The following is a 24,106-nucleotide window of genomic DNA, read 5'->3' as shown; positions in this document are numbered from 1 at the left end:
CCCCGTCAACGAGTATGTGGAGCAAATCCACAAGTTCGCACAGGTATGGGGCTGACGAGTCGGCCCTCGTCGTCCTCGCATGCTTGATTCTGACGCTCGACATCGTAGGAGCAGATGGTCACGAGGTCTTGCATACCGGTGGAAACAATAGGTGCATCCACGCCCGGGGTCAAGCCCTGCAACAAAACATCAGCAGCAGAAAGCAAAATTTCCGGACGCATGGAGCCCTCGTTGTCGGCATGGGTGTCGAGCATGAGCACCAAATGGTCCGGGCGCTCCCCCGCCGCGAGCTCATAGCCAACGAGCGTGTGATCCAAATCCAAGCGCTTGCTCTTTTTTCCGCGCGCGTAGTCGATGCCATGGTCCGCGCGCAGTGTGTCGATCGCACGACGCACCTCGTCGGCGCTTACGGGCGCCTCGGGATCCAAGTGCAGGTCGATGCGATACGACAGGCGCGTGAGCTGCGCCGTCAACGCCGGCGTGCGCACGTCGATGTACGCCGCCTCGATGGGCGCCAGATCGGCCGGAGACGCCGCAGCCAGGCGCTCAAACGCCTCGTCGAGCGCCACGAACTCGGTCATAAACAGGTCATACCACTCGCAGGTCGACGACGTACCAACCGGTAGCGCCGAAGAGAAGCCCACGCGCATGTGCGGAGAGAAGCCCTGCGTGACGGCATAGGGAAGTCCCGCACGGCGCACGATGCGCTCAATGGTATGGATCACTTCGAGATGGCCCAGGTACTTAAGGCGATCGCGCTTGCCATAGCGAACACGAAGTCTAAAGAGCGTGGGGTTGTCGGTCAGGCGCTCACTCATGCGCGATCACCCATCAATACATTCTTGGCGTGGAGCGTGGGGCAGATCCCGCAGCCGGTGCACGACGTACGGGTGCAGTCGGGAGTCGTGACGCCCTCGAGCGAGCGACGGTACTCGCGCTCGAGGAAACCGCGCGTGCAGCCGGGGCTCACATGCTCCCACGGCAGGCGCCAGTCCAACTCGTAGGGCAGGTGCACGAGCTCATTGAGGTCGATGCCGTTTTTGGCAGCAGCCTCCTTCCAGTTATCGAGCGAGAAATGCTCTACCCAGGCGTCAAAGCGAGAGCCCGAGCGCCAAGCATCGATGATGACGGGCGTCATGTCGCGACCGGCGCGGGACAGCGCGGCCTCGATGAGCGAAGTCTCGGCATCGTGGTAATGCACGCGGACGGCACGGTTGCGAACGCTCGTGATAAGCAGCTTCTGGCGACGCTTGACGTCGTCGTAGTCGAGCTGCGGGCACCACTGGAACGGCGTGGCAGCCTTGGGGATAAAGACCGAAACCGAGATGGACACCGAGATCGAGCCGCGACGAGCCTTGGGCACCACGGAACGACCGAGCTCCAGCACGTGATCGGCAAGATTGGCGATGGCCACGATGTCCTCGTCGCGCTCGCCGGGAAGGCCCATCATAAAGTAGAGCTTCATACGGTTCCAGCCGGCCTCGAAGGCCGCCTTGGCCGCACGGTCCAAGTCCTCCTCGGTCACGTTCTTGTTAATGATGTCGCGCATGCGCTGGCTGCCGGCCTCGGGCGCAAACGTCAGGCCGCCCTTCTTTTCGCCGGCGACCGACTCGGCCATATCCACGCCAAACGAATCCAGGCGCTGCGACGGAATAGACACGCGAATACCCGTATCCTCCAGGCGACGGTTGAGCCTGCCGAGCACGTCGCGAATGCAGGAGTGGTCGGTCGTGGAGAGCGAGGTCAGCGACACCTCGTCATAGCCGGTCTTTTCCAGACCCTGAATCACCGACGAGACGATCTGGTCGGCCGAGCGCTCGCGCACCGGGCGATACGTCATGCCGGCCTGGCAAAAACGACAGCCGCGGGCGCAGCCGCGCAGGATCTCGATAGACAGGCGGTCGTGGACGAGCTGCGCATAGGGTACGCACGACTGCGACAGCGGATTCGTGGCGCCGAAATCCTCGACGACGCGTTTGTAGACCACAGTAGGCGCATCCTTGCCTTCACGCGGCACGGTGTAGCCATGCGGCGAGCAGGGCTCGTCGTGACGAACCTCATAGAGCGACGGCACGTAGTTGCCGGCAATGGATGCGAGCTGCTCGACAATCTGCGCGCGCGGGACTCCTTCGTCACGCAGGCGGCGATGCAGCTGGCAGGTCTCGAGCAGCGATTCCTCGCCCTCACCGATGAGGATGGCATCGAAGAAGGCCGCGTACGGCTCGGGGTTGTACACCGAGGGGCCGCCGGCGATGATGATGGGGTCATCTTCACCTCGGTCGGCCGCTAACAGCGGAATGCCAGCGAGGTCGAGTGCCTCGAGGAAGTTCGTCACCGCCATCTCGTGCGGCACATGCAGACCGACGATATCAAACGAAGCGACCGGCGCTGCACCCTCAAGCGAGAGCAGCGGAATGCCTGCCTCGCGCATAGCGTCACCCATATCGGGCCACGGCACATAGCCACGCTCGCAGGAGATGCCCTCGGCCTGGTTAAGGATGTTGTAGAGGATGGCGATGCCCTGGTTGGGCAGACCAACCTCGTACACATCCGGGTAGATCAGGCAGCAACGGTAGTCGGCATCGGCCTTGGAAAGCGTGCCCCACTCGTGATCGATATAGCGACTCGGCTTCTCGACCTTGGCGAGCAACGGCTCAATTAAATGAAAACAGTCTTGGTATGCAACGCGCAACGGAAAACCCCTAAGCAGCGAGATCTGATGCGTCCTGATAGGACGCCATGGGACGGGTAGCGCCCGCGACCGTGGTCACCAGATCGCGAACGCGGGAGAACGTGGCAGTGACCGCCTCGTTGGCACGGCTGTAGTCGACATCGCGCTCGTAGAGCGAAACGAGCGCACGGCCCATGCCATAGGTGCCCGCGGCAGCAGTGAGCGCCTTGACGGCAAACCCAATATGCGGCGTCTGTTTAACGAGCGCGCGGGTAACCGCGCGGATCACAAGACCGCCGGCAAGCACGCCCGCGACCTCGTAGCCGCGCTCAGGCTTAATGCCACGTCCAAAGACAGCAGCGAGCTCAAAGAGCATGCCCACCTGCGCCAGCGCCATAACGGGATAATCGGCGCCCGGCAAAAACACCAGTGCACCGGTCGCCATATTGGTGAGCGCGCACGAGGTGATGATACGATTGGCCGCAGCGATGCGCATGAAGGCAAAGTTCGCCGCAAAAGCCGTTTCCTTGTCCGTACGATCGAGAATCCAGCGGGCAAGCGTCTCGAGCAGATACGTCTTATCGGTTGCCGCCACCACGCCGAGCATGGGCGTGGACTCCTCGATAAACGGCACCTCCACAGCAGACTCGGCAAGCACGCACACGGGCGCGCCGGCGATCACGAGCTCCTGTACGGCACTCTCCAAGCGGTCGGAACCACACGAGAGCACCAGTACCACATCGGTATCGGTCTTTGGAGCAATTCGCTCCTCCCCCAGACGCTCGACGCGCACAATGCCCGAGGTCGTCTGCGGCACGAAGGCGTCACGCACCGTCTCGGCCAGAAAGCGCGAGGCGGACGAATCCAGATAGACCGAAACGCGCACCGGCGTATCGGAATCCTTCTTAACGGACGCGCCCATCTTAAAAGCGCGGGTCAGCTTATCTACGGGAATTTTCATAGCAAACCCCTCCAGCGGTTACGCGGCGCCCGAACGATGCCGCCATATGGATTGTACGATACCCACCGTCAGCAGCTGGATCATCATCGAAGACGAACCGAAGCTAATAAACGGTAGCGGAATACCGGTAATCGGCATCATGCCGATGCACATGCCGATGTTCTCGAAGGTCTGGAATGCCCACATGCCGACGATACCTACGCATGAGAGCCGCAAGAAGAGCGACTCACACTTAAAGGCGACGCGAATCGTCGAAAAGATCAGCAGCACGTAGAGGCACAGGAGCAAAAAGGAACCGCAAAAGCCAAAGGTCTCGGACAGGAAGGCGAAGACGAAGTCGGTGTGGAACTCAGGTAGAAAGCCGCCGGCCGACTGCGTCGCATGGCCCAAACCCTTACCAAAGAAGCCGCCCGAGCCAACGGCGATAAGCGACTGCTGCAGGTTGTAGGCATCGTCCGAATCGGCATTATCGGGGTCGATAAAGACCGTCAGACGGTTCATCTGATACTGCTTGATGAGCACATCGTGGCCGAGCAACGAATCAAAGACCGAATCGAGCGCCAGGACGAGGGCCACCAGGCCCACGAGCAGGGCCAGGGTCGACAGCACCCATTCGCGGCGTGCACCGCTCATACAGATGACGATGGCGCCCGAAACCAGCACGACCAGGCCCGAGCCCAGGTCGCCCATGGCAACGACGGCCAAAAACGGAATGGACAGCATGCCGCAGAGCTTGACGTAGTCGCGAACGGTATCGATGCGACCGTTATACTGCGAGCCAAGCGTAGCAATAAAGAAGATGGTGATGAGCTTGGCAAGCTCAACCGGCTGGAATGTCAAGCCGATACCGGGAATCTTGATCCAGCCCGTCATGCCCAGACCGCCCGTATAGGAAAGACCCGGAATCTTGGGCGAGAAGATCACGATCAGGTCGATGACGAGCAACGCCGTCGAGAAATTGGAAATACCGCGCAGGTCGGAGCGCCAGACCAGCACCGCCAGCACCGTGCCGATGCCAATTCCCAGCAGATGGCGTGAGAACGAGGCATCGGCCTTAAACTGCGAAGCCGACCAGATAATGATGGCACCGTAGGCGACGAGCGCCACTGTAGCCACGAGCACACCGATATGCACCTTTTGGCGAAACGTGCCGCGCGAAGCCGAAAGTTGTTTGTTGACGCGGTCCAGGCTGCTGCGAGAACCGGTCTTGGTTGAACGGAACAGATCCGCCGGAGAAAAATCCATCGCAACCTCCTATCGAACCGAAGAATCGCCCGAGGCCGAAGAGGTATCGGGCTCGTCATAAATCACGCCGAGCACGTCGCGCACGACATGCATCGCGGTATCCGAGCCACCGCCGCCCTGCTCCAGGACAGTAGCGATGACATACTTGGGATCATCGGCCGGTGCATAGGCGCAGAACCACGCGTATTCGTCCTCGCCGCTTTTCTCGCCCGTGCCCGACTTGCCGTATACCTGCGGCGTCAGGGTTCCAAAGTGAGCCGCCAGGGACGTCGATGCCGTGTAAATCACGTCGTGCATGCCGTTGCGAACAAGAGCCAAATCCGAATCGCTGTTGATCTTTGCCTCCAGGCGCTTCTTCTTGCCCTTGCCGTTGTACTTATAGGCATCGCCGTCGCCATCGCGCGACACGGCAGACAAAAACACGTGGGGCACGTACTGTTTGCCGCCGTTGGCAAGACCCATATAGGCGCACGCCATCTGCAGGGGCGTCACCAGGATGTCGCCCTGGCCGATGGCAATGTTGGTCATATCGCCGGCATTCCACTTGCGGTCCTCGGCAGAAGCGTCAGTGAAGTATGACTCTTTCCACTCGGCATCGGGAATACGGCCCGCGCCCTCACTCGGCAGATCGATACCGCAGGTCTTGCCTAGACCCCAGCGACGAAAGACCTCCTGCAGGCCCTCGGAATGTTTCTCGTCATAAAAGAACGCCTTGCCCATGTCGTAGAAGACGGGGTCGCACGAGTTGGCGATACCCGACTGCAGCGTCATGGTGCCGTGGCCGGAATGCAGCCAGCAGTACTTGCCCCACGACTTGCCCAGACCCGTCCAATAACCCGTGCAGTTGGTCGTCTGCCCCGACGTGTAGGTTCCAAACTCAAGACCGGCCAGTGCCGAGAGCGGCTTGATGGTCGAGGCCGACATGTACTGTCCGCTAATGGCGCGGTTGAGCAGCGGGTGCGAACCCTTGTCATCATTGAGCTCGGTCCACACGTCATTTGAGACGCCGCCGATAAAGACGGACGGATCGAACTTGGGCTGGCTCGCCATGCCCAGGATCTCGCCATTGTTGGGATCGAGACACACCACAGCGCCGTTGCCGGCATTGCTGTAGCCAGTGGTCTTGGCAAGCTCGATAGCGCTCGCTAGCGCCGTCTCACAGGCCTGTTGGATCTTAAGGTCGAGCGTGAGCTTAATGTCGGAGCCGGCCTTCGCGGGCACGGCGCCGGCCTGACCGGTCACATTGCCCGAGGCATCGACCTTGACGGTCTGCTCGCCACGAATACCCTGCAGCAGGTTTTCGTAGTAGCTCTCAACGCCCGCCTGGCCCACGATATCGCCCGACTGGTACGTAATCTTGCCAGCAGAAGCATCATCATCCCCAGAGGTTTTCTTATTCTGGGCCTCGAGCTGCTCGGAGGTAATGGTGCCGGTATAGCCCAAAATATGGCATGCCGTCTCGCCATATGGATACTGGCGCTCGGTACGCTCGGCAATCTTGACGCCCGGGAACTCGCCGGCATGCTCCTGAATATAGGCAACCGTGGAGCGACGGACGTCCGTCGCGATGGTATGCAGGCTCTGAGCGCCCTCTGTATTGTCCTGAATATTGCGAAGGACCGCCACGTAAGGCATTCCAAGCACGTTGGCAAGATGGCGAACCAGGACCTCATCCTCGGCAAGGTCGCGGTAGGCCACGACAGCAAGTGAGGGACGGTTCTGGACAAGCGCCACGCCATTGCGGTCGAGGATGCGGCCGCGCACAGCAGGAGTGGTAACGGTGCGAGTCTGATTACTATTGGCCTGCTTCTCGTAATAGTCCGACGAGACCATCTGCATGCCCCACAGCTTGACGGCGAGCGCCGCAAACATCGCGCCCACACCCGTGGTGAGGATGGAAAAGCGGCCCTTAAAGGCGGTCACCGCGGTATTGCCCTCGCCCTCGGTGGCGCGCGGGGTCGTTCCATGCTGCGTATCGTAGGTAAAACGGGAATCGCCGCGACGCATGATGACCAGTGCGACCACGATGGCCACAACTAGCACGATACCGGCGATAATAACCGTCAACTGGGAAGACATCTACGGGCCTCCCCTATTTGAGCTTGCGGGTCTTGGGCTTAAAGCGCATACCCGTCTGGCGTCCGCCACGTGCGGAGAATCCATAGCCGGACTGTGGCACGACGCCGGACATCAAAAACGGAATGGCAACCAGACCCGTCAGGATCGAGGACGGCAGCGCATGGCCGAAGATCGCCACGACAAAGCTCGTCTCCAAACCCATAAACAGCAAGATGATGCTGTAGATCACATTAATGACGAGCGCGAAGGCGCCCACAGTGACGCCGCGCGCACTTGGGGTACCGCCCGTCTGACCGACGGCGCTGTGCACCAGGGCAAAAGAACCCACGGTCAGCAGGAGCGACATAATGCCCACCGGCACGGCAGCGGACAGGTCATAAAACAAGCCGCTGCAAAAACCGCACACGACGGCACGGGTCGGGTCGCCCGAGAACACACTCAGGCACACCAAGATAATCATGAAGTTGACGCGACCACCCGCAATGGAGATCTGCGGTGCCAGGCCTGCCTGCAGCAGCACGCACACGATGGCGGCGATCACAAACGTGCGGGAGCTCATCCCCTGCTCGTGTAGATCCATGGACATGCCCCCTATTCGTTCGAGCCAGAATCGGTCGTCTCAGACGTGTCGGAACTGTCATCCGAGCTCTCGTCCTTCGTCTTGGTTGCAGCATCGCGCGACGTTCCCTGCGGCGTGCTGTTGGCCGTGCTCACGTCCTCATCCGAGGCCGACTGTTCATCGGTCAGCGAGGTAATGACCAGCACTTCCTCGTTGTTCTCGGCCGTGGTCTGAGCGCGCACCACAATGGTGTAGTACACGTCGTTTGCCGATTTCTCAACCGACGAGACGGTGCCGAGCGGTAAACCCTTGGGGAACACACCGCCGATACCCGAGGTCACGATGATGTCGCCAACCTTAACATCAGAGTCGACGCTCACGTACTCAAGACGCAGCGTGCCGTCAGCCTGACCCTGCAGCATGCCCTGAGCGCGCGTGTCCTGCACCATAGCGGACACGCCCGAGTTCTCGTCGCCAATCAGGCGCACGGTCGACGTTTTGGCCGATACCTCGATAATCTGGCCGATAACACCGGCAGAACTCGTCACGGGCATGTTGATGGTAAGGCCGTCGGCAGAGCCCTTGTCGATGGTTACGGTCGAGGTCCAGGCATCGCCCGAGGCACCAACGATACGAGCAGCGGTCGATTTGAGGTTGTAGGTCGACTGCAGGCCGACCAGCCCCTCCAGGCGCTCGGCAGTCTTTTGAGCCTCGGAGAGCTCGGCAACCTTAGAGGTCAGCTCCTCATTTTGCTTCTTGAGCTCGTCGAGCGTGTCCTGCGACGCCGTAAGGTTAGAGAACACGTTGCCGATCGCATTGAAGGGAGCCGCCACGGCCGAGCCCACAAAGCGCACCGGCGAGGTAATCGTCGTTACGCCCGAACGTACGGCATGAATCGGTCCTGCCTCGCCCTCGCGGATGTAAAACGTGAGCAGCAACACCGAAATCAGGCTGAAAACAATCAACGGGCGCATACCCGTTGATTGTCGCTTGGTATTCAGATTTGTGGAGAAACCCGAAGATCGTGCCAAATGGAATCCACCTTTTGGAAATTAAGCATTGGTCTGGACGAAGCCGCCATCAAACGCATTGGCCTCGAGCACGCGGGCACAGCCGTTAACGACGTTATCGAGCGCCGTGGGGCTGACGTTGACCGAAACGCCGGTCTCATCGCGCAGGCGCACGTCGAGACCGCGCAGCAGCGCGCCGCCACCGGTCAGCAAAATGCCGTAGTACATAAGGTCCGAGGCGAGATCGGGAGGCGTAGCGTCGAGTGCATCCTTAACGGCCTTGGCCATCTCGTCGAGCGGCTTGTTGAGCGCGCGACGAATCTCCTCGCTCTCGATGCGCACGGTCTTGGGCAGACCGGTGATCACGTCGCGGCCGTTGACCTCGACATCGAGCTCGTCCTTGAGCGGCACGGCGGAGCCGACCTTGATCTTGATGTCCTCTGCCGTACGCTCGCCGATGGCCAGGTTATAGGCATCGCGAACGTGCGTGAGGATGGCCTGGTCGAACTCGTCACCGGCAATACGGATGGACTGCGAGACGACGATGCCGCCCATAGCGATAACGGCAACCTCGGTGGTACCGCCACCGATGTCGATGACCATGGAGCCGGTGGGTTCCTCGACGGGCAGGTCGGCGCCGATAGCGGCGGCCATGGGCTCCTCGATCAGGTAGGCCTGACGAGCGCCGGCTTGGATCGTGGCCTCAAAGACGGCACGCTTCTCGACCGACGTGACGCCGGAGGGAACACAGACGACAACGCGCGGACGCGGGGTCCACGGGTAGCGCTTCTCGGACGCCTTGTCGATAAAGTAGCGAAGCATGGCCTCGGTAACATCGAAGTCGGCGATGACGCCGTCCTTCAGGGGACGAACAGCCACGATGTTGCCGGGCGTACGGCCGAGCATGCGCTTTGCCTCGATACCGACCGCCAAGATGCGCTCGTCGTTCTTGTCGATGGCAACAACAGAGGGCTCGCGGATGACGATGCCCTTGCCGCGCACGGAGACAAGCGTATTTGCGGTGCCGAGGTCGATGGCAAGATCGCCCGCATAGCTACCGAAGAACATATCCATCAAAGAAAACAACGCAACTCCTGATGTGTTGGATGATTGCTGGAAAACTACTAGCTCATCATACTAGCGCAAGCCCGGCACCTCACTTGCGGTGAAGCGCCGGGCAAAGCTAAATCCCATAAGGTCACTACTGGTTGTCAGCAGCCGAGAAATCCAAATCGAGCGAGGAAACGGCCCAGCCGATATGGTTGTCGGAGCGCACGAATTTGACGGTGTACTCCTGCTCGCCGCCCTTGGACAGCGATGCCTTCACCTTAGCGGTCGTCTCGGTCATGGACTGATCCATGCCCTCGACGGACACGGTGGCACCCTGCGGAATCGAGGAGATGATCATCGACTTGGCGTCCTCGGACAAGCTCGAGGCCAGACAAGACTCGGCCTTGGCGGTGTCACCGTCGCCGGCAGCCTGGAACAGATCGGTAACGACAGACTCCTGGGACGGGAAGCCAAAGCCGCGCGTGTAGGCAAAGCCCAGACCGCCCGCGGCGATCAAAATGAGCAGAAGCAGTACGATGAAGACTTTGAGACCCGTGTGGCGATGGCGACGACGGACCTTGGCCTGCTTACGATCCTGACGGTCCTGCTGGACCATCTCGGACTCGGACAGCGTAAAGAAGCCGGTGTCCGAGGGATCGGGCATAAACTGACCGGTCGCGCCCGTAGGATCGAGCGGATCGACGGCAGGAGCGTCCATCGCGGGCGCCGGAGCCGTGGCCATAGCCGTCTGGGCAGACAGCGCGGCAAGCGAATCGTGCACGCGGGCAAGCTCATCGGCCTGCTCGGAGGTGAGCTGATAGATGCCATCGGCAGTAGCGGCGTTAAAGGCGTCGAGTGCGTCGGAGGGACGGCCGGCGGCAGAAAGTGCCTGACCCATGCCGGCGTTGAGCGCACGCGTATCGTCGCGGGGGCCGGCAAAGTCGATAGCCGTGCGGTAGGTCTCCACGGCATCCGCCGGACGGCCGAGCTTAATGAAGCAACGACCGAGCTCGCCGAGTGCGGCGGCAGGAGCCGGATTGGCGCCGTCGATGGCAGCCTGACGGAAAGCAGTACCCGCGTTGGCATAGTCGCCCGACTGGAACAGCGCGTTACCCAGGCCCAGATAGGCCTTGAACGGCGTGGCGTAGGAAGCATCCTGCGTAGCGGCAGAAAACGCCTGGGCGGCCGTCGTGTAGTCGCCCACGGCGGCGAGTGCCTTGCCGCGGTTGGTGAGCAGCGCACCGCGCTTGCCATAGGTGCCGTCGTTGAGGGCGGCGGCATAGGCCTCGGCGGCCTCGGCATACATGCCCAGGTGCATCAAGGCGTTGCCGCGAAGGTGATCGGCCTCGCCCATAATCTCATCGGGAGTTTTTGCCGCCCCAAGCATCTGGGCTGCAGCGGAAAAATCACCCGCGCGGTAAGCGGCGCGGCCCTGTTGGATCAGCTGGCTATTCAAGGAAGTCCCCTTTACTCGTGAACGATCTCGACATGGACGATCTCGTCGCCGGCACGCAGCTGCGAAATCACATCGAGACCCTCGACCGTGGTACCAAAGACGGTGTAACCGGAATCGAGGTTATGCTGGGCGCCCAGGCAGAAGTAGAACTGCGAACCCGCGGAATCGGGGTCCATGGAGCGTGCCATGGCAAGGGCACCATCGACATGGCTGTTGCGCGGATTGGTGGCAAACTCGCCCTTGATGCAGTAGCCGGGGCCACCGGTACCGGGCATGCCGTCGGGGCCCTCAAGACCGGCAGCGACGTCGGCGCCGGACATATCGCGGGTATTGGGGTCGCCGCCCTGAATGACAAAGCCGGGCACATAGCGATGGAACTTAAGTCCATCATAGAAACCCATCGTGGAAAGCTCGCAGAAGTTCGCGACATGAATGGGAGCGCCCTCGCCGTCAAACTTGACCTTGATGGTACCCTTCGACGTCTCGATTACGGCGCACTCGTCGCCGGCAAGCTGATACTCGGGCGTGTAGAGCTCTTTCTTAAAACCAAACATGTGGTTCCTTCCTCGTGCGTTTAAAGCATATTTGTACGAATTGTAGCAATAAGCACGGGCTTACATCAATTGCGCACGTAGGTTATGCCGACTATGGCGAACTAATTTTAGGAATGCTGCTGCGGCTTCCAAGAACCCACATTGGCGTCGTACTGGTTCAGCGCGCTGTTGCCGCCCTGCGCGATGGGCGCCAGGATCTCGCTTTGGTGGGAACTCATCGACTCGCCATCGGGAATGGCCAGCGAGATATCCCAGCTCTGGCAGATCACGTCGACACGCTCGTACATCCACTCGGCAAGCTGCTTTAAGTGGGCGATGTCGTCCGCATAGACCGTATCGTCCTGATACTTAAGGTTGTTAAGCTCATCTTGCGTCTTTTTGATCTGGTCGCGCAGGGCGTAGGCACTCTGCGACAACTCCTGACGGGTGGACAGCGGCGTTCGGAGATAGCCGTTGTTAAAGGAATCGATGACCTCGCCGATCTGATCCTCGTCACCGTAGGACACGATAGTCTGATACAGACCGTCGAGCCTGGTATAGAGCTGATCATCGGTGAGCACGGTTTCCTCCTGGACCACCTCGGCAGCATCGTCCTGCTTGGTATCGTCCTCAGTCGCCTCGCCCTTTTGGCGCGTAGGGAAGGTCGTCTGCGCGGCCTGGCCAAACTGGTCATAGAAGCCAGGCATGACACCCATGGGATCGGCCGTCACGAACCAATAGGCACCGCCGCAAACGACGGCAAGGACCGCGATGACGATGAGCGGCTTGGGGATATGACGCTTGTGCTTGTGATAGGCGTCCTCGTCGGGATGCACCTTGCGCTTGGGTTTTTGAGCATCGTCATGCAGGGAAACGGGCGTGGGAATATCGACCTTGGGGATACCGAAATCCTTATCGAAAGCCGGCAACACGCAGGTCTCGTTAGGATCGGCGGCGTCCGAAAGCACCGCGGCTGCCGAGGCGGGCGCATGCGGCACCTCGGTATCGATCTGCTCTTGCGTTAGGCGCGGAAAGCCCGCCGTGCGGCCCGCTGCCAGGTCGGATGCGGCCGCGTCCTCGGAGAGGATACCCGGAGCGGGGCGTCCGCATTTGGGGCACGTACGATCATGCGGAGAAAGACGGGCACCGCAGCCCTCGCAGAACACGAACTCGGTGTGCTCGGGACCATCGCCCGGACCCACATAGGCGTTGCAGTAGGGGCAGAACGAGGCGCCGTCCTCGATAGTCTTAAGGCAATGCGGGCAGATCACGGCATCCTCTTTTCGAAGCAATTCAAACAATCGAGGTTAGAGCATAACATCGCCACGGCCCCACAGGAGCAAGGCACCAATTCAACATCGGCAGGGCGCGTAGTTACTTCTTCTTTTTGCTTGGCATCGAGACTTTGATGCCTTGGGCGGACTTGGTCACGCGAGAGCGCTTGGCTCCGGCACTCTTCTTTTTCTTGGGCTGGGCCTGGGCCACGCCCTCGAGTGCGCGGGCCTCGGCCTCGCGAGCGGTGCGATCTTCGCGTCGCTGCGCCATGTCGGCGGCAACGCGCTTGGCAAAACGCTCGGCCGTCGAGCCCGTCGAGCTCACCTTGCCGCCACCGCGACCCAGGTGGACGCGCACACCGCGGCCAAAACCAGTTGCGGCATGACGACGACGCGGCTTGAGCGAATCCATCATCGTGGCGAGCTTAAAGAACACCGAGCAGGTAAAGACCACGATGACAGCCAAGATAACCATCTGGCCCATCGACAGGTTGGCAATAGACAGCAGCCCCGGGAATCCGATAACGCCCACCAGGATGCCGGCGACTACAAACACAAAGAGCACCACACGTAAGGGCGTGAGAGGCTGCGAGATGCGCCAGATCAGGCTGACGCTCGCCGCGCACGACGTAAGCAGACACATCGTAGACAGCGTGAGCTGGCTAAAGCCAAACACGCGCGCCACAAAGATATCGAGCGCCGCAGCCAGAATGACCGCAATCGACGCCGGCAGTGCACGCTTGAGTACATTCGTCAAAAACGCACCCTTCACGCGAGCATTGTTGGGCTCCAGGCCCAACACAAAGCCCGGCGCGCCGATGCAAAAGAAGTTGATGAGTGTCATCTGGATGGGCTCGAAGGGGTACGGCGGCAGCGCAATGCACAGCGCCGCCAGCCCCATCGAGAACAGCGTCTTGGTCAGGAACAGCGAGGCCGAACGCTGCAGGTTGTTGATGGAGCGACGGCCCTCGGCCACCACGGCGGGCATCGAGGCAAAGTCGTTGTCGACGAGTACGATCTCGGCCACATTACGCGCGGCATCGGAGCCGGCCGCCATGGCGACGGAGCAGTCGGCTTCCTTGAGCGCCAGCACATCGTTGACGCCGTCGCCCGTCATGGCCACGGTGTGCTCGCGGCGCTTGAGCGCCTGCACGAGCTCGCGCTTCTGCTGCGGGGTCACACGACCAAAGACATGGTAGCGGTCCACTGCGGCATCGAGCTTGGCAGGCGTATCGAGCGTCGTGGCGTCCACATAAGCGTCCGCCCCCGGCACGCCCACCACGCGCGCGATCGACGACACCGTACGCGGGTCGTCGCCACTGATCACGTTGAGGGTCACACCCTGCTCGTTAAAGTAGCCGATGGTCTCGGCCGCCGAGGTACGAATCTCGTCGCGGATGGTCACAAAGCCCACGGGCTCGGCCTCGCCCACCATATCGCCATCGGGTGTAAAGCCGTCCACGCGCGCCACCACGAGCACGCGGCAGGTATCGGCAAGCTCGGCGACACGGTTCTCGACCTGCGAAAACACACGCTCCGAAAGCACAAACTGCGCGGCGCCCATCACATAGGAGCCCTGCGCAAACGAAGCGCCACTCCATTTTTTAGACGACGAGAACGGAATGACCGACAGCGGCTCAGACACCTCGACCGGGCGATCGGCGTAATAGTTGAGCAGCGCCTGGCAGGTCTCGTTGGCATCGGCCGAAGTCGCACGTGCCACGTTAGCCAGCGCAAAATCGAGCACTGTGGTATCGACGGGAACAGCCGCCTCGTCCGAGCCGGCGCCTAGGCTCACGCCCTCAACCGGCAGCGGATACGTGCCCTCGACCTCCATGCGGCCCGACGTGATGGTGCCCGTCTTATCCAGGCACAGCGCGTCGACGCGAGCGAGCGTCTCGATGCAGTAGAGCTGCTGCGCCAGCACCTTGCGGCGGGCCAGGCGCACCGTGGCGATGGCGAGCACCGACGAAGTCAGCAGCACCAGGCCTTGCGGGATCATGCCCAGCAGGGCGCCCACCGTGGACAGCAGAGCCGACGAAGGCACATGACCAGCCAACAGCTCGGAGAAGCACCACGAAAGCGCACTATCGCCCGGGGTTCCCGCGGCATCCCACAGCCCGCTCACACTCGAGGCAAACAACGCCAAACCGAGCGGGATCATGATGATGCTCGCAAAGCGCACGATGGCGTTAAGCGCGTTCATGATCTCGGAATTGACCTTTTTGACGTACTTGGCCTCGTTATTAATTTTGGCCACGTAGTTGTCGGCGCCGACATGGATCACGCGGGCGCGCAGCAGGCCCGAGTCGATAAAGCTGCCGCTCATGAGCTCGGAACCGGGCTGTTTCTTAATAAGGTCGCTCTCGCCCGTCAGCAGGCTCTCGTTCACGAGCGCCTCGCCCGAAACCACCACGGCGTCAGCGGGAATCTGGTCGCCGCGCCCCAGGCGGATGATGTCGTCGAGCACGATCTGGTCCAGGTCGAGCTCCACCTCGGCGCCGTCGCGCACTGCGATGGCCTTCTTGGAGGTCAGCAGCGTGAGCTTATCGACCATCTTCTTGGAACGCATGGACTGAATGACACCAATCGCGGTATTGAGAAACACCACGAACAGGAACGTCAGATTCTTAAACGAACCGGTCAAAATGACCAGGAACGCCAAGATCACGTTGATCAAATTGAACAACGTGCAGAGGTTCTCGATGATGAGCTCTTTGACCGACTTGGTCTTGAGCTCCATGTTGCGGTTGATCTTACCGGCGGCGATGCGCTCCTCGACCTCGGCGGTCGAAAGCCCGCGCTCGATATCCGTTGCTGCCATACCACGTCCCATCACGTCGCGTCGGTATAAGAAAAACCGCCCGGACCATGCGAGGTTCGGACGGTCTTACGTTCGATGGTGCCCCATGTTGGATTCGAACCAACGGCCTTCTGCTCCGGAGGCAGACGCTCTAATCCCCTGAGCTAATAGGGCCAACGTTTGGCATTATACCCAAGTGCACCACGGGCTATCAAAATAATAGAAAAAGCTTTGCAATTCCGAGGAAGACGCGGCGCAACGGCCCACTTTAAAAGGCAAAAGCGAGTCAGATAGTATAAACTCTCATGCACCATATATACACGGCTCGCGATGCGGGCCGTTTTTGCAAAAGTTATCCATCGAGGTGAGAGGCACACCATGATTGCAATTCTAAAGCAAAGCGCCAGCGACGAGGCCGTAAGCCATATCGTCAGCTGGATTGAGAAAAAGGGTCTGAAGACCGATGTCTCGCGCGGCGAGAACGAGACGATCATCGGCCTGGTGGGCGATACGACCAAGATCGACCCGTTCCTGCTCGAGTCCATGGATGTCGTCGAGCGTGTGCAGCGCGTCTCCGAGCCTTTTAAGCGTGCCAACCGCAAGTTCCACCCCGAGGACTCCGTCATCGACTGCGGCCACGGCGTCAAGATCGGCGGCGACCAGTTCCAGGTCATCGCCGGTCCCTGCTCCGTCGAGGGCGAGAACCTCATCCGCATCGCACGCCGCGTGAAGGCCGCCGGCGCCACGATGCTGCGCGGTGGCGCCTACAAGCCCCGCACCTCCCCCTACGCCTACCAGGGCATGGGCCCCGCCGGCCTCGACCTGCTGTGCGAGGCGTCTGCCGAGCTCGACATGCCGATCGTCACCGAGATCATGGACCCACGCGACGTACAGGTCTTCTTGGACAAGAAGATTGACGTCATGCAGATCGGCGCCCGTAACGCCCAGAACTTCCCCCTGCTCAAGGAGGTCGGCAAGACCAAGACTCCGATCTTGCTTAAGCGCGGCATGTCCGGCACGATCGACGAACTGCTCATGGCAGCCGAGTACATCATGAGCGAGGGCAACGACAACGTCATCCTGTGCGAGCGCGGCATCCGCACCTTCGAGACCCGCACCCGCAACACCTTCGACCTCAACGCCGTGCCGGTGCTGCACCACTTGTCGCACCTGCCCGTCGTCGCCGACCCCAGCCACGCCACCGGCTACACCCGCTACGTTGAGCCCATGGCGCTCGCCGCGACCGCCTGCGGCGCCAACGGTCTGGAGATCGAGGTCCACGACGAACCGAGCCGCGCCTGGTCCGACGGCGCCCAGGCCCTCACCCCCGATCAGTTCGACGACACCATGCGCCGCATCCGAGCCATCCGCGAGGTTGTCTGCCAAGAGACCATGGAGTAGCCCATGGGTACGGTGAGAAACGCACGCGTTAACCAGGGCGGCCCCAAATGCGCGGGCATCGTGGGCCTGGGCCTCATCGGCGGCAGCTTTGCCCGCGGCTATGCGCAGGCGGGCGTCCGCGTGCTGGCCTGGGACCCCGATGACGATGTCATGACGGCCGCTAGCATGGGCACTGTCGCCGGAGAGCTCAACGACAAGACACTCGGCGAGTGCGACATCATCGTCCTGGCTTGCTACCCCGAGGCATGCATCGAGTGGCTCGAGACGCACGCCAAGGCGCTCGCCGACGCCACCGACACCGACGCCATCATGGGTCCCGTGGTGATCGACGCGGTGGGCGTCAAGGGCATCGTGTGCGAGCGCGCCTTTGAGCTTGCCCGCGAGCACGGCTTTTACTTTGTGGGTGCGCACCCCATGGCGGGCACCCAGTTCTCGGGCTACGCTAACTCTCGTGCCGACCTGTTCCAGGGCGCCCCGCTGGTGCTCGTACCGCCCGCGGTAGACGATGCGCTCAAGCTGGAGCTTTTGGGCCAGGTGCGCGAGATGGTGCGCCCCTTGGGCTTTGGCAAGTTCAGCGTGACCAGCGCCGCCGAGCACGACCGCGTCATCGCCTTCACGAGCCAGCTTGCGCACGTGGTATCCAACGCCTACGTCAAAAGCCCCACCGCCCAGGTTCACCACGGCTTTTCGGCCGGTAGCTACCGCGATCTCACCCGCGTGGCGCACCTCAACCCGCAAATGTGGTCCGAGCTCATGATCGACGACGCCGACGCGCTCGCCTTCGAGATCGACCATCTGATCGAGTCGCTCGGCGCCTACAGCCGTGCGCTCAAGGACCGCGACCAGCGCTATCTGGAGAATCTCCTTGCCGAGGGCGACCGCATTAAGCGCGCACTCGACGACGAGGCCTCCCACTAGACCACCTATCACGCCAGGTCGAAAGGACCATAGCTTATGGCGATTACCATCGATATCGACACTGCACGCCCCTACCAGGTGCATGTTGGCACGTTTTTGCTGGAGCAGGCGGGACCGCTCGTTCGAGCCACCGCCGGCGGCTCGCGCGCTGTCATCGTGACGGACACCAACGTAGGCCCCCTCTACCAGATGCCTGTTAAGCAGAGCCTCGAATCCGCAGGCTACGAGGTGAGCATCTGCACCTTCGAGGCTGGCGAGGCCCATAAGCGCGCCGAGACCTACGTTGCCATTTTAGAGTTTGTGGCCGAGCACGAGCTTTCGCGCTCCGACGTGATCGTGGCACTCGGCGGCGGCGTCGTGGGCGACGTGGCGGGCTTTGTGGCCGCCACCTACATGCGTGGCTGCAAGTTTGTGCAGATCCCGACGAGTCTGCTCGCCATGGTGGATTCGTCGGTGGGCGGCAAGACCGCCATCGACCTGGCTGCCGGCAAGAACTTGGCCGGCGCCTTTTGGCAGCCGAGCGTGGTTATCGCCGACGTGGGGTGCCTGGCCACCCTCACGCCCGAGCAGTTCGCCGACGGCTGCGGCGAGGTCATCAAGCATGCCGTGATCGCCGACCCGGAGCTTTTCGCCGAGCTGGAGAAGACCCCGCTCACGCTGGAGCTGCTCAACCGCGATGTGGCCCGCGTAGCGCTCATCATCGCCCGCAATATCGACATCAAGCGCGCCGTGGTCGTCGCCGACGAGCGCGAAACCAACCAACGCAAGCTCCTCAACTTTGGACACAGCGCCGGACACGCCGTCGAGGCCTGCGAGCACTTTGAGTTCGGACACGGCAACTGCGTGTCGATCGGCATGGGCATCATCACGCGCGCCGTAGCCCTGCACGGCGTTTGCGATGCTGCACTGCCCGGTCGTATTGAGGAGCTCTGCGCCCGCCATGGCCTCAAGACCCGCTGCGACCTAGATGCCGATGCCGTCTTTGCCGAGGCGCTCCACGACAAGAAGCGCGCGGGCGACACCATCGACCTGGTGATTCCGCACGGCATTGGCCGCTGCAGCATCGACCGCACACCGCTTTCCACTTTCCACGAACTCATTGCCGAGGGCCTCGGCCAGAAGGGAGACGCATCCGCATGCTAGCCCGCATCACCCCGTCCCCGCTCAAGGGCACCGTTCCTGCCATCGCGTCCAAGTCGATGGCGCATCGCCTGATCATCTGCGCCGCGCTTGCCAACGGCGAAACACACGTCACCTGTAACACCACCTGCGCAGACATCGAGGCTACAGTGCGTTGCCTTACGGCCCTGGGCGCTCGCATCGAGACCGTCGAGGACGGCTTCCAGGTCCACCCCACCATGAAGAGTGTTGAGTTTGGCCTGCTCAAGGCCCTTGCCGGCGGCACGCTTGACTGCGGCGAAAGCGGCTCCACGCTGCGCTTTATGCTGCCCGTCGCCTGCGCGCTGGGTGCGAATGCCACCTTCGTGGGCCAGGGCCGCCTGGGCGCCCGCCCGCTCTCCCCGCTCTCGGACGAGATCGTCGCCGCCGGTTGCGACCTGCAGGGCCTGGGCGGTTTTCCGCTCAAGACGAGCGGCCGCATGCGCCCGGGTACCTTTGTGCTGCCGGGCAACGTGAGCTCGCAGTACATCTCGGGCCTGCTGCTGGCAGCCCCGCTGCTGGCCCAGCCCTCCTGCGTGCAGGTAACCGGCCTCATCGAGAGCCGCCCCTACATCAACCTGACCATCCAGGCCATGAAGGCCTTTGGCGTCGAGGTCAACGTCGAGCGTATTCCGGCCAAGGACGGCCAGCCCGAGGTCACGAACTTCCGCGTGAGCAGCGGCTCGTACCGCACGCCCGGCAGCGTGGCCGTCGAGGGCGACTGGTCCAACGCCGCCTTTTGGCTGTGTGCCGGCGCCATCGGCACCGATCCCATCACCGTCGAGGGTGTGTCCCTGAGCTCCGCGCAGGGCGACCGCAACGTGCTCGCCGCGCTTTCGCGCTTTGGCGCCCGCATCGTGCGTTCCACCAACGCCGCCACCGTGCAGTCCGACAAACTCGCCGGCTTTGAGATGAGCGCCCACGACATTCCAGACCTGGTGCCCGTCATCTCGGCCGTGGCATCGCTGGCGCAAGGCCGCACGTTCATCCGCGATTGTGCCCGCCTGCGCATCAAGGAATCCGACCGCCTGGCCACCACCACCCGTGAGCTCACCGCGCTGGGCGCACAAGTGCGCATTGCCGGTGACGACCTCATCATCAAGGGCGTCGATGCCTTTACCGGCGGCGAGGTCGATTCGCACAACGACCATCGCATCGCCATGATGGCAGCCATCGCCGCAAGTCGCGCCACCGGCGAGGTCGTGATCCACGGCGCCGAGGCCGTCAACAAGTCCTATCCCGATTTCTTCGACCACTACCGCCTGTTGGGCGGCAAGGTCACGCTCGAGGAGGAATAGCATGTCCTCGACCTTTGGCAACGTCTTGCACTTAAGCATCTTCGGCCAGTCGCACTCCCCCGCAATCGGCTGCTCGCTCGATGGCATTCCGGCGGGCATCGCCGTGGACCAGGAAGCGCTGCAGGCCTTTTTGGACCGTCGCGCCCCCGGTCGCGACGAGACCGCGACCAAACGCCGTGAGGCCGACGCCGCCCACATCATCGCCGGTGTTGTCGATGGACATACCACCGGCGCGCCCATCGCCGCGATTATTGAGAACACCAACACGCGCTCCAAGGACTATTCCGAACTGCGCCGCAAGCCCCGTCCCGGACATGCGGACTTCCCTGCGCGCGTGAAGTATCACAATATGCACGATGTCGCTGGTGGCGGGCATTTCTCCGGCCGCCTGACGGCACCCCTGTGCATCGCCGGCGGGATCGCGCTGCAGGCACTCGAGGCCCGCGGCATTCAGGTCATGGCGCACGTCGCGCAAATCGGCGGCATCTCCGACCTGCCCATGGATGATATGGTCTATCGCGAGGCCGACCGCAAGGCGATCCTTACGAACGACCTGCCCTGCATTGACGCCGCCGCAGCCGGCCGCATGCGCGAGGAGATCCTAGCCGCGCGCGACGAACTCGATAGCATCGGCGGCATCGTGGAGTGCGGCATCTACGGGCTTCCCGCGGGCATCGGCGACCCCATGTTCGACGGCATCGAGAACCGCATCGCGCAAATCGCCTTTGGCATTCCCGCCGTAAAGGGCGTGGAGTTTGGCATGGGCTTTGCCGTCGCCGCCATGCGCGGCAGTGAGAACAACGATCCGTATCGCATCGATGCCGAGACCGGCGAGATCGAGGTCGAGTCCAATAACGCCGGCGGCATCCTGGGCGGCATCTCCACCGGCGCGCCCGTCATGTGGCGCATGGCCGTAAAGCCGACGCCCTCCATTGGCCGCGAGCAGCAGACCGTAGACATGGACGCCATGGAAAATGCCGAGCTCTCGGTCCACGGCCGTCACGATCCCTGCATCGTCCCCCGAGCCGTCCCCGTAGCCGAAGCAGCCGCCGCGCTGGCCATCTGGGACGCCCTCCTCGAGGACGCCGCCCAGCTTTAGTCCACCCACCCCAAGGGTAGTTAATTTGGGACGGGGCTATTTTAGCTACCCCCATATGCCAGTTGATATTTGCCCTGGCTCTCATCGATTCGTCGACAATCAAAGGGTAGCTAAAAAAGCCCCGTCCCAAATTAACTACCCCAGGCAACCATTCACGAAAGGGGCCTCCATGGACCTTGCTGACATCCGCCAGGCCATCGATGGCATCGACACTACGCTCCTCAACAGCTTTGTCGAGCGTATGGACATTGCCACCGAGGTCGCCAAGTCAAAAATCGAGATGGGCAAAGCCGTCTTCGACCCCGCCCGTGAGCGCTCCAAGCTCAACAATCTCGCCAGCCGCGCGCCCGAGCGCTACGAGGCGCAGACTATCACCCTGTTCCGCCTCCTCATGAGCATGAGCAAGGCCGAGCAGCAGCGCTACATCAACGAGCTCAAGGGCATCACCGTCTCGCAAAAGGCACACGCCACGGCTGCAGCCTCCGACACGCCCTTCCCTCAAACTGCCACCGTCGCCTGCCAGGGCGTGGAAGGTGCCTATAGCCAGATCGCCGCGTGCAAACTCTTCGACGTGCCCGACATCGCGTTTTTCGAGACCTTCGAAGGCGTTATGCGCGCTGTGCGCGACGGCTTCTGCGAGTTTGGCGTGCTGCCCATCGAGAACTCCACCGCCGGATCGGTCAACGCCGTCTACGACCTGCTCGCCCAGTTCGACTTTCACATCGTGCGCTCGCTTCGCCTCAAGATCGACCACAACTTGCTCGTCAAGCCCGGCACCAAGCTCGCGGACGTGCGCGAGGTCTACAGCCACGGCCAAGCCATTGCCCAGTGTGCCGGCTTTATCGAGTCCCACGACCTGCGCGCCACCAAGTACCCCAACACCGCCATGTCGGCCGAGATGGTCGCCAACTCCGAGCGCACCGACGTCGCCGCCATCGCCTCGCGCAGCTGCGCGGCACTCTATGGCCTGGAGGTGCTGGAGCCCAACATTCAGGACTCGGACAACAACTACACGCGCTTTGTCGTCATCAGCCGCGAACCGCGCGTCTACCCCGGCGCCAACCGCACCTCGCTCATGATTACCACGGCCAACGAACCGGGTGCGCTCTATCGCGTACTCGAGCGCTTCTACGCGCTCAATATCAACCTCATCAAGCTCGAGAGCCGCCCCATCCCCGGTCGCGATTTTGAGTTTATGTTCTACTTTGATCTGGACTGCCCCTTTGGCAGCAAGGCCCTCGACGACCTGCTCGATTCCATCGACGACGTGTGCGAAAGCTTCACCTACTTTGGCAGCTACACGGAGGTGCTCTAGATGACCGATACCGCCGCAACCCGCCCCTACGGAGTGCTGGGCCGCGTGTTGGGCCACAGCTACACCCCAACCATCTACAAGGAGCTCGCTGGGCTCGAGTACGTGCGATTTGAGCGCGAGCCCGAGGACCTCGCGGCCTTTATGACAGGCGACGAGTGGGAGGGCACCAACGTGACCATCCCCTACAAACGTGCCGTCATAGAATACCTGGACGAGCTGAGCCCGCTGGCCGAGCGCATGGGCAACGTTAACACTATCACACGCCTGCCCGATGGCCGCCTGCGCGGTGACAACACCGATTACTTTGGTTTCCAGTGTCTGGTCGAGGAGCTGGGGGTTGAGGTTGCCGGCAAGAAGGCCCTCGTGCTCGGAGCCACCGGTGGTGCCGGCACCACGGCAAGCATGGTGCTCGGCGACCTGGGCGCCACCGTGGTGCCCGTGGGCCGCACAAGCGAGGTCAACTACGGCAACATCGCGCAGCAGTCCGACGCCGCCCTACTCGTCAACTGCACGCCCGCCGGCATGTTCCCCCATTGCCCCGACGCACCTTGCACGCTCGAAGGGCTCGATGCGCTCGAAGGCGTTATCGACATTGTCTACAACCCCGCCCGCACGGGCCTGATGCTCGAGGCCGAGCGCCGCGGGATCCCCTGCATCGGCGGTCTGCTCATGCTTGTTGCCCAGGCAGCACAGGCCGTCGAGCGTTACACCAGCCAAGCCACCCCGCGCGAGCGCATCCTGGACGTAACGGAGCGCTTGTCCCGCCGCGAGCAGAACATCGCGCTAATCGGCATGCCGGGCTCGGGCAAGACCCGCGTGGGCGAGCAGATCGCCCAGCTCACGGGACGCGAGCACATCGACCTCGATCGCGCCCTCGAGGAGCGCCTGGGCATGCCCTGCGCCGACTTTATCGTCGAGCGCGGCGAGGCGGCCTTCCGCGAGCAGGAGACGGCGGCGCTGGCCGACATCTCCAAGCGCAGCGGCCTGGTGCTCTCCACCGGCGGCGGCGTGGTCACGCGCGACGAAAACTATCCGCTGCTGCACCAGAACAGCCAGATCGTGATGCTCAACCGCAAGCTCGACGAACTTGCCCACAAGGGTCGCCCCATCACCGCCCGCGATGGCATCGATAAGCTGGCGGAACAGCGCATGCCGCGCTACCGCGCCTGGGCCGACTACATCATCGACTCACGCGACTGCGCCGCCAATACCGCCCAAGCCCTCCTCGACACCCTCCCACCCGCTCTCTAACCAAAACCACCACAAAGGGGACAGG

Annotated in this window: 19 protein-coding genes and 1 tRNA gene; 7 read left to right on the top strand and 13 right to left on the bottom strand. The window is 62.1% G+C overall.

Going from position 1 to position 24,106, the window contains the following annotated elements:
- Positions 1 to 5 precede the first annotated feature (5 nt).
- The 13 genes from GPK42_RS02860 to GPK42_RS02800 all read right to left on the bottom strand — a co-directional run bounded on the left by GPK42_RS02860 (position 6) and on the right by GPK42_RS02800 (position 15,815).
- Positions 6 to 818 carry a TIGR03936 family radical SAM-associated protein gene (locus GPK42_RS02860; RefSeq protein ID WP_215693395.1) on the bottom strand — a complete coding sequence of 271 codons (813 nt, stop codon included), beginning with the start codon at positions 816 to 818 and terminating at the stop codon, positions 6 to 8.
- On the bottom strand, positions 815 to 2,692 hold the full coding sequence (locus GPK42_RS02855) for a TIGR03960 family B12-binding radical SAM protein (RefSeq protein WP_055309861.1): 1,878 nt from the start codon (positions 2,690 to 2,692) through the stop codon (positions 815 to 817). Before GPK42_RS02855 ends, GPK42_RS02860 begins: the two co-directional genes overlap by 4 nt.
- Positions 2,693 to 2,702: 10 nt before the next feature.
- On the bottom strand, positions 2,703 to 3,632 hold the full coding sequence (locus tag GPK42_RS02850; RefSeq protein WP_215693393.1) for a YcjF family protein: 930 nt from the start codon (positions 3,630 to 3,632) through the stop codon (positions 2,703 to 2,705).
- Positions 3,633 to 3,650: 18 nt separating this feature from the next.
- On the bottom strand, positions 3,651 to 4,877 hold the full coding sequence (locus GPK42_RS02845; RefSeq protein WP_117861950.1) for an FtsW/RodA/SpoVE family cell cycle protein: 1,227 nt from the start codon (positions 4,875 to 4,877) through the stop codon (positions 3,651 to 3,653).
- A 9-nt stretch (positions 4,878 to 4,886) separates the two neighbouring features.
- Positions 4,887 to 6,956, bottom strand: a complete 2,070-nt coding sequence (mrdA, locus tag GPK42_RS02840) for a penicillin-binding protein 2 (RefSeq protein ID WP_215693391.1) — start codon at positions 6,954 to 6,956, stop codon at positions 4,887 to 4,889.
- A 13-nt stretch (positions 6,957 to 6,969) separates the two neighbouring features.
- Complete coding sequence (locus GPK42_RS02835; protein WP_138112715.1) at positions 6,970 to 7,536, bottom strand: rod shape-determining protein MreD; 567 nt, start codon at positions 7,534 to 7,536, stop codon at positions 6,970 to 6,972.
- An 11-nt stretch (positions 7,537 to 7,547) separates the two neighbouring features.
- Positions 7,548 to 8,489: a rod shape-determining protein MreC gene (gene mreC, locus GPK42_RS02830; protein WP_117820550.1), complete on the bottom strand. Its 942-nt coding sequence runs from the start codon at positions 8,487 to 8,489 to the stop codon at positions 7,548 to 7,550.
- 78 nt (positions 8,490 to 8,567) lie between these two features.
- Positions 8,568 to 9,599, bottom strand: a complete 1,032-nt coding sequence (gene mreB / locus GPK42_RS02825; RefSeq protein ID WP_006236061.1) for a rod shape-determining protein — start codon at positions 9,597 to 9,599, stop codon at positions 8,568 to 8,570.
- Between the two features lie 127 nt (positions 9,600 to 9,726).
- Entirely contained in the window at positions 9,727 to 11,031 is a 1,305-nt protein-coding gene (locus GPK42_RS02820; protein ID WP_252200055.1) for a tetratricopeptide repeat protein, read from the bottom strand.
- Positions 11,032 to 11,042: 11 nt separating this feature from the next.
- On the bottom strand, positions 11,043 to 11,585 hold the full coding sequence (locus GPK42_RS02815; RefSeq protein WP_006236059.1) for a peptidylprolyl isomerase: 543 nt from the start codon (positions 11,583 to 11,585) through the stop codon (positions 11,043 to 11,045).
- 107 nt (positions 11,586 to 11,692) lie between these two features.
- On the bottom strand, positions 11,693 to 12,835 hold the full coding sequence (locus GPK42_RS02810) for a zinc ribbon domain-containing protein (RefSeq protein WP_215693389.1): 1,143 nt from the start codon (positions 12,833 to 12,835) through the stop codon (positions 11,693 to 11,695).
- 103 nt (positions 12,836 to 12,938) lie between these two features.
- Positions 12,939 to 15,662, bottom strand: coding sequence for an HAD-IC family P-type ATPase (locus GPK42_RS02805; protein ID WP_215693387.1), 2,724 nt, complete (start codon positions 15,660 to 15,662; stop codon positions 12,939 to 12,941).
- 76 nt (positions 15,663 to 15,738) lie between these two features.
- A tRNA-Arg gene (locus GPK42_RS02800) sits at positions 15,739 to 15,815 on the bottom strand.
- Positions 15,816 to 16,019: 204 nt separating this feature from the next.
- On the opposite strand from GPK42_RS02800, the gene aroF reads away from it, so the two are divergent.
- The 7 genes from aroF to GPK42_RS02765 all read left to right on the top strand — a co-directional run bounded on the left by aroF (position 16,020) and on the right by GPK42_RS02765 (position 24,081).
- On the top strand, positions 16,020 to 17,042 hold the full coding sequence (aroF, locus tag GPK42_RS02795) for a 3-deoxy-7-phosphoheptulonate synthase (protein ID WP_117629151.1): 1,023 nt from the start codon (positions 16,020 to 16,022) through the stop codon (positions 17,040 to 17,042).
- Between the two features lie 3 nt (positions 17,043 to 17,045).
- Positions 17,046 to 17,960, top strand: coding sequence for a prephenate dehydrogenase (locus tag GPK42_RS02790; RefSeq protein WP_215693385.1), 915 nt, complete (start codon positions 17,046 to 17,048; stop codon positions 17,958 to 17,960).
- A gap of 36 nt (positions 17,961 to 17,996) precedes the next feature.
- A complete protein-coding gene (gene aroB, locus GPK42_RS02785; RefSeq protein WP_215693383.1) occupies positions 17,997 to 19,103 on the top strand; it encodes a 3-dehydroquinate synthase in 1,107 nt (368 codons plus the stop codon).
- Positions 19,097 to 20,416 (top strand): 3-phosphoshikimate 1-carboxyvinyltransferase, encoded by a 1,320-nt coding sequence (gene aroA, locus GPK42_RS02780; protein ID WP_215693381.1) that lies wholly within the window; start codon positions 19,097 to 19,099, stop codon positions 20,414 to 20,416. Before aroB ends, aroA begins: the two co-directional genes overlap by 7 nt.
- Position 20,417: 1 nt before the next feature.
- Positions 20,418 to 21,515 (top strand): chorismate synthase, encoded by a 1,098-nt coding sequence (gene aroC, locus GPK42_RS02775; protein ID WP_215693379.1) that lies wholly within the window; start codon positions 20,418 to 20,420, stop codon positions 21,513 to 21,515.
- 169 nt (positions 21,516 to 21,684) lie between these two features.
- Positions 21,685 to 22,830 carry a prephenate dehydratase gene (pheA, locus tag GPK42_RS02770; RefSeq protein ID WP_215693377.1) on the top strand — a complete coding sequence of 382 codons (1,146 nt, stop codon included), beginning with the start codon at positions 21,685 to 21,687 and terminating at the stop codon, positions 22,828 to 22,830.
- On the top strand, positions 22,831 to 24,081 hold the full coding sequence (locus GPK42_RS02765; RefSeq protein ID WP_215693375.1) for a shikimate kinase: 1,251 nt from the start codon (positions 22,831 to 22,833) through the stop codon (positions 24,079 to 24,081).
- The last annotated feature ends 25 nt before the right edge of the window (positions 24,082 to 24,106 follow it).

This window comes from Collinsella aerofaciens (assembly GCF_018785265.1).
Taxonomy (GTDB): Bacteria; Actinomycetota; Coriobacteriia; order Coriobacteriales; family Coriobacteriaceae; genus Collinsella; species Collinsella aerofaciens_AI.
The sequence above is the reverse complement of the archived record's forward strand: the minus strand, read 5'-3'. Positions and strand labels throughout refer to the sequence as shown.

What these genes read in the sequence shown, in the direction of transcription:
- GPK42_RS02860 (WP_215693395.1), bottom strand. Translation starts at nt 818, where the DNA reads ATGAGTGAGCGCCTGACCGACAACCCCACGCTCTTTAGACTTCGTGTT.
- GPK42_RS02850 (WP_215693393.1), bottom strand. Translation starts at nt 3,632, where the DNA reads ATGAAAATTCCCGTAGATAAGCTGACCCGCGCTTTTAAGATGGGCGCG.
- GPK42_RS02845 (WP_117861950.1), bottom strand. Translation starts at nt 4,877, where the DNA reads ATGGATTTTTCTCCGGCGGATCTGTTCCGTTCAACCAAGACCGGTTCT.
- mrdA (WP_215693391.1), bottom strand. Translation starts at nt 6,956, where the DNA reads ATGTCTTCCCAGTTGACGGTTATTATCGCCGGTATCGTGCTAGTTGTG.
- GPK42_RS02835 (WP_138112715.1), bottom strand. Translation starts at nt 7,536, where the DNA reads ATGGATCTACACGAGCAGGGGATGAGCTCCCGCACGTTTGTGATCGCC.
- mreC (WP_117820550.1), bottom strand. Translation starts at nt 8,489, where the DNA reads ATGCGCCCGTTGATTGTTTTCAGCCTGATTTCGGTGTTGCTGCTCACG.
- mreB (WP_006236061.1), bottom strand. Translation starts at nt 9,599, where the DNA reads ATGGATATGTTCTTCGGTAGCTATGCGGGCGATCTTGCCATCGACCTC.
- GPK42_RS02815 (WP_006236059.1), bottom strand. Translation starts at nt 11,585, where the DNA reads ATGTTTGGTTTTAAGAAAGAGCTCTACACGCCCGAGTATCAGCTTGCC.
- GPK42_RS02805 (WP_215693387.1), bottom strand. Translation starts at nt 15,662, where the DNA reads ATGGCAGCAACGGATATCGAGCGCGGGCTTTCGACCGCCGAGGTCGAG.
- aroF (WP_117629151.1), top strand. Translation starts at nt 16,020, where the DNA reads ATGATTGCAATTCTAAAGCAAAGCGCCAGCGACGAGGCCGTAAGCCAT.
- GPK42_RS02790 (WP_215693385.1), top strand. Translation starts at nt 17,046, where the DNA reads ATGGGTACGGTGAGAAACGCACGCGTTAACCAGGGCGGCCCCAAATGC.
- aroB (WP_215693383.1), top strand. Translation starts at nt 17,997, where the DNA reads ATGGCGATTACCATCGATATCGACACTGCACGCCCCTACCAGGTGCAT.
- aroA (WP_215693381.1), top strand. Translation starts at nt 19,097, where the DNA reads ATGCTAGCCCGCATCACCCCGTCCCCGCTCAAGGGCACCGTTCCTGCC.
- aroC (WP_215693379.1), top strand. Translation starts at nt 20,418, where the DNA reads ATGTCCTCGACCTTTGGCAACGTCTTGCACTTAAGCATCTTCGGCCAG.
- pheA (WP_215693377.1), top strand. Translation starts at nt 21,685, where the DNA reads ATGGACCTTGCTGACATCCGCCAGGCCATCGATGGCATCGACACTACG.
- GPK42_RS02765 (WP_215693375.1), top strand. Translation starts at nt 22,831, where the DNA reads ATGACCGATACCGCCGCAACCCGCCCCTACGGAGTGCTGGGCCGCGTG.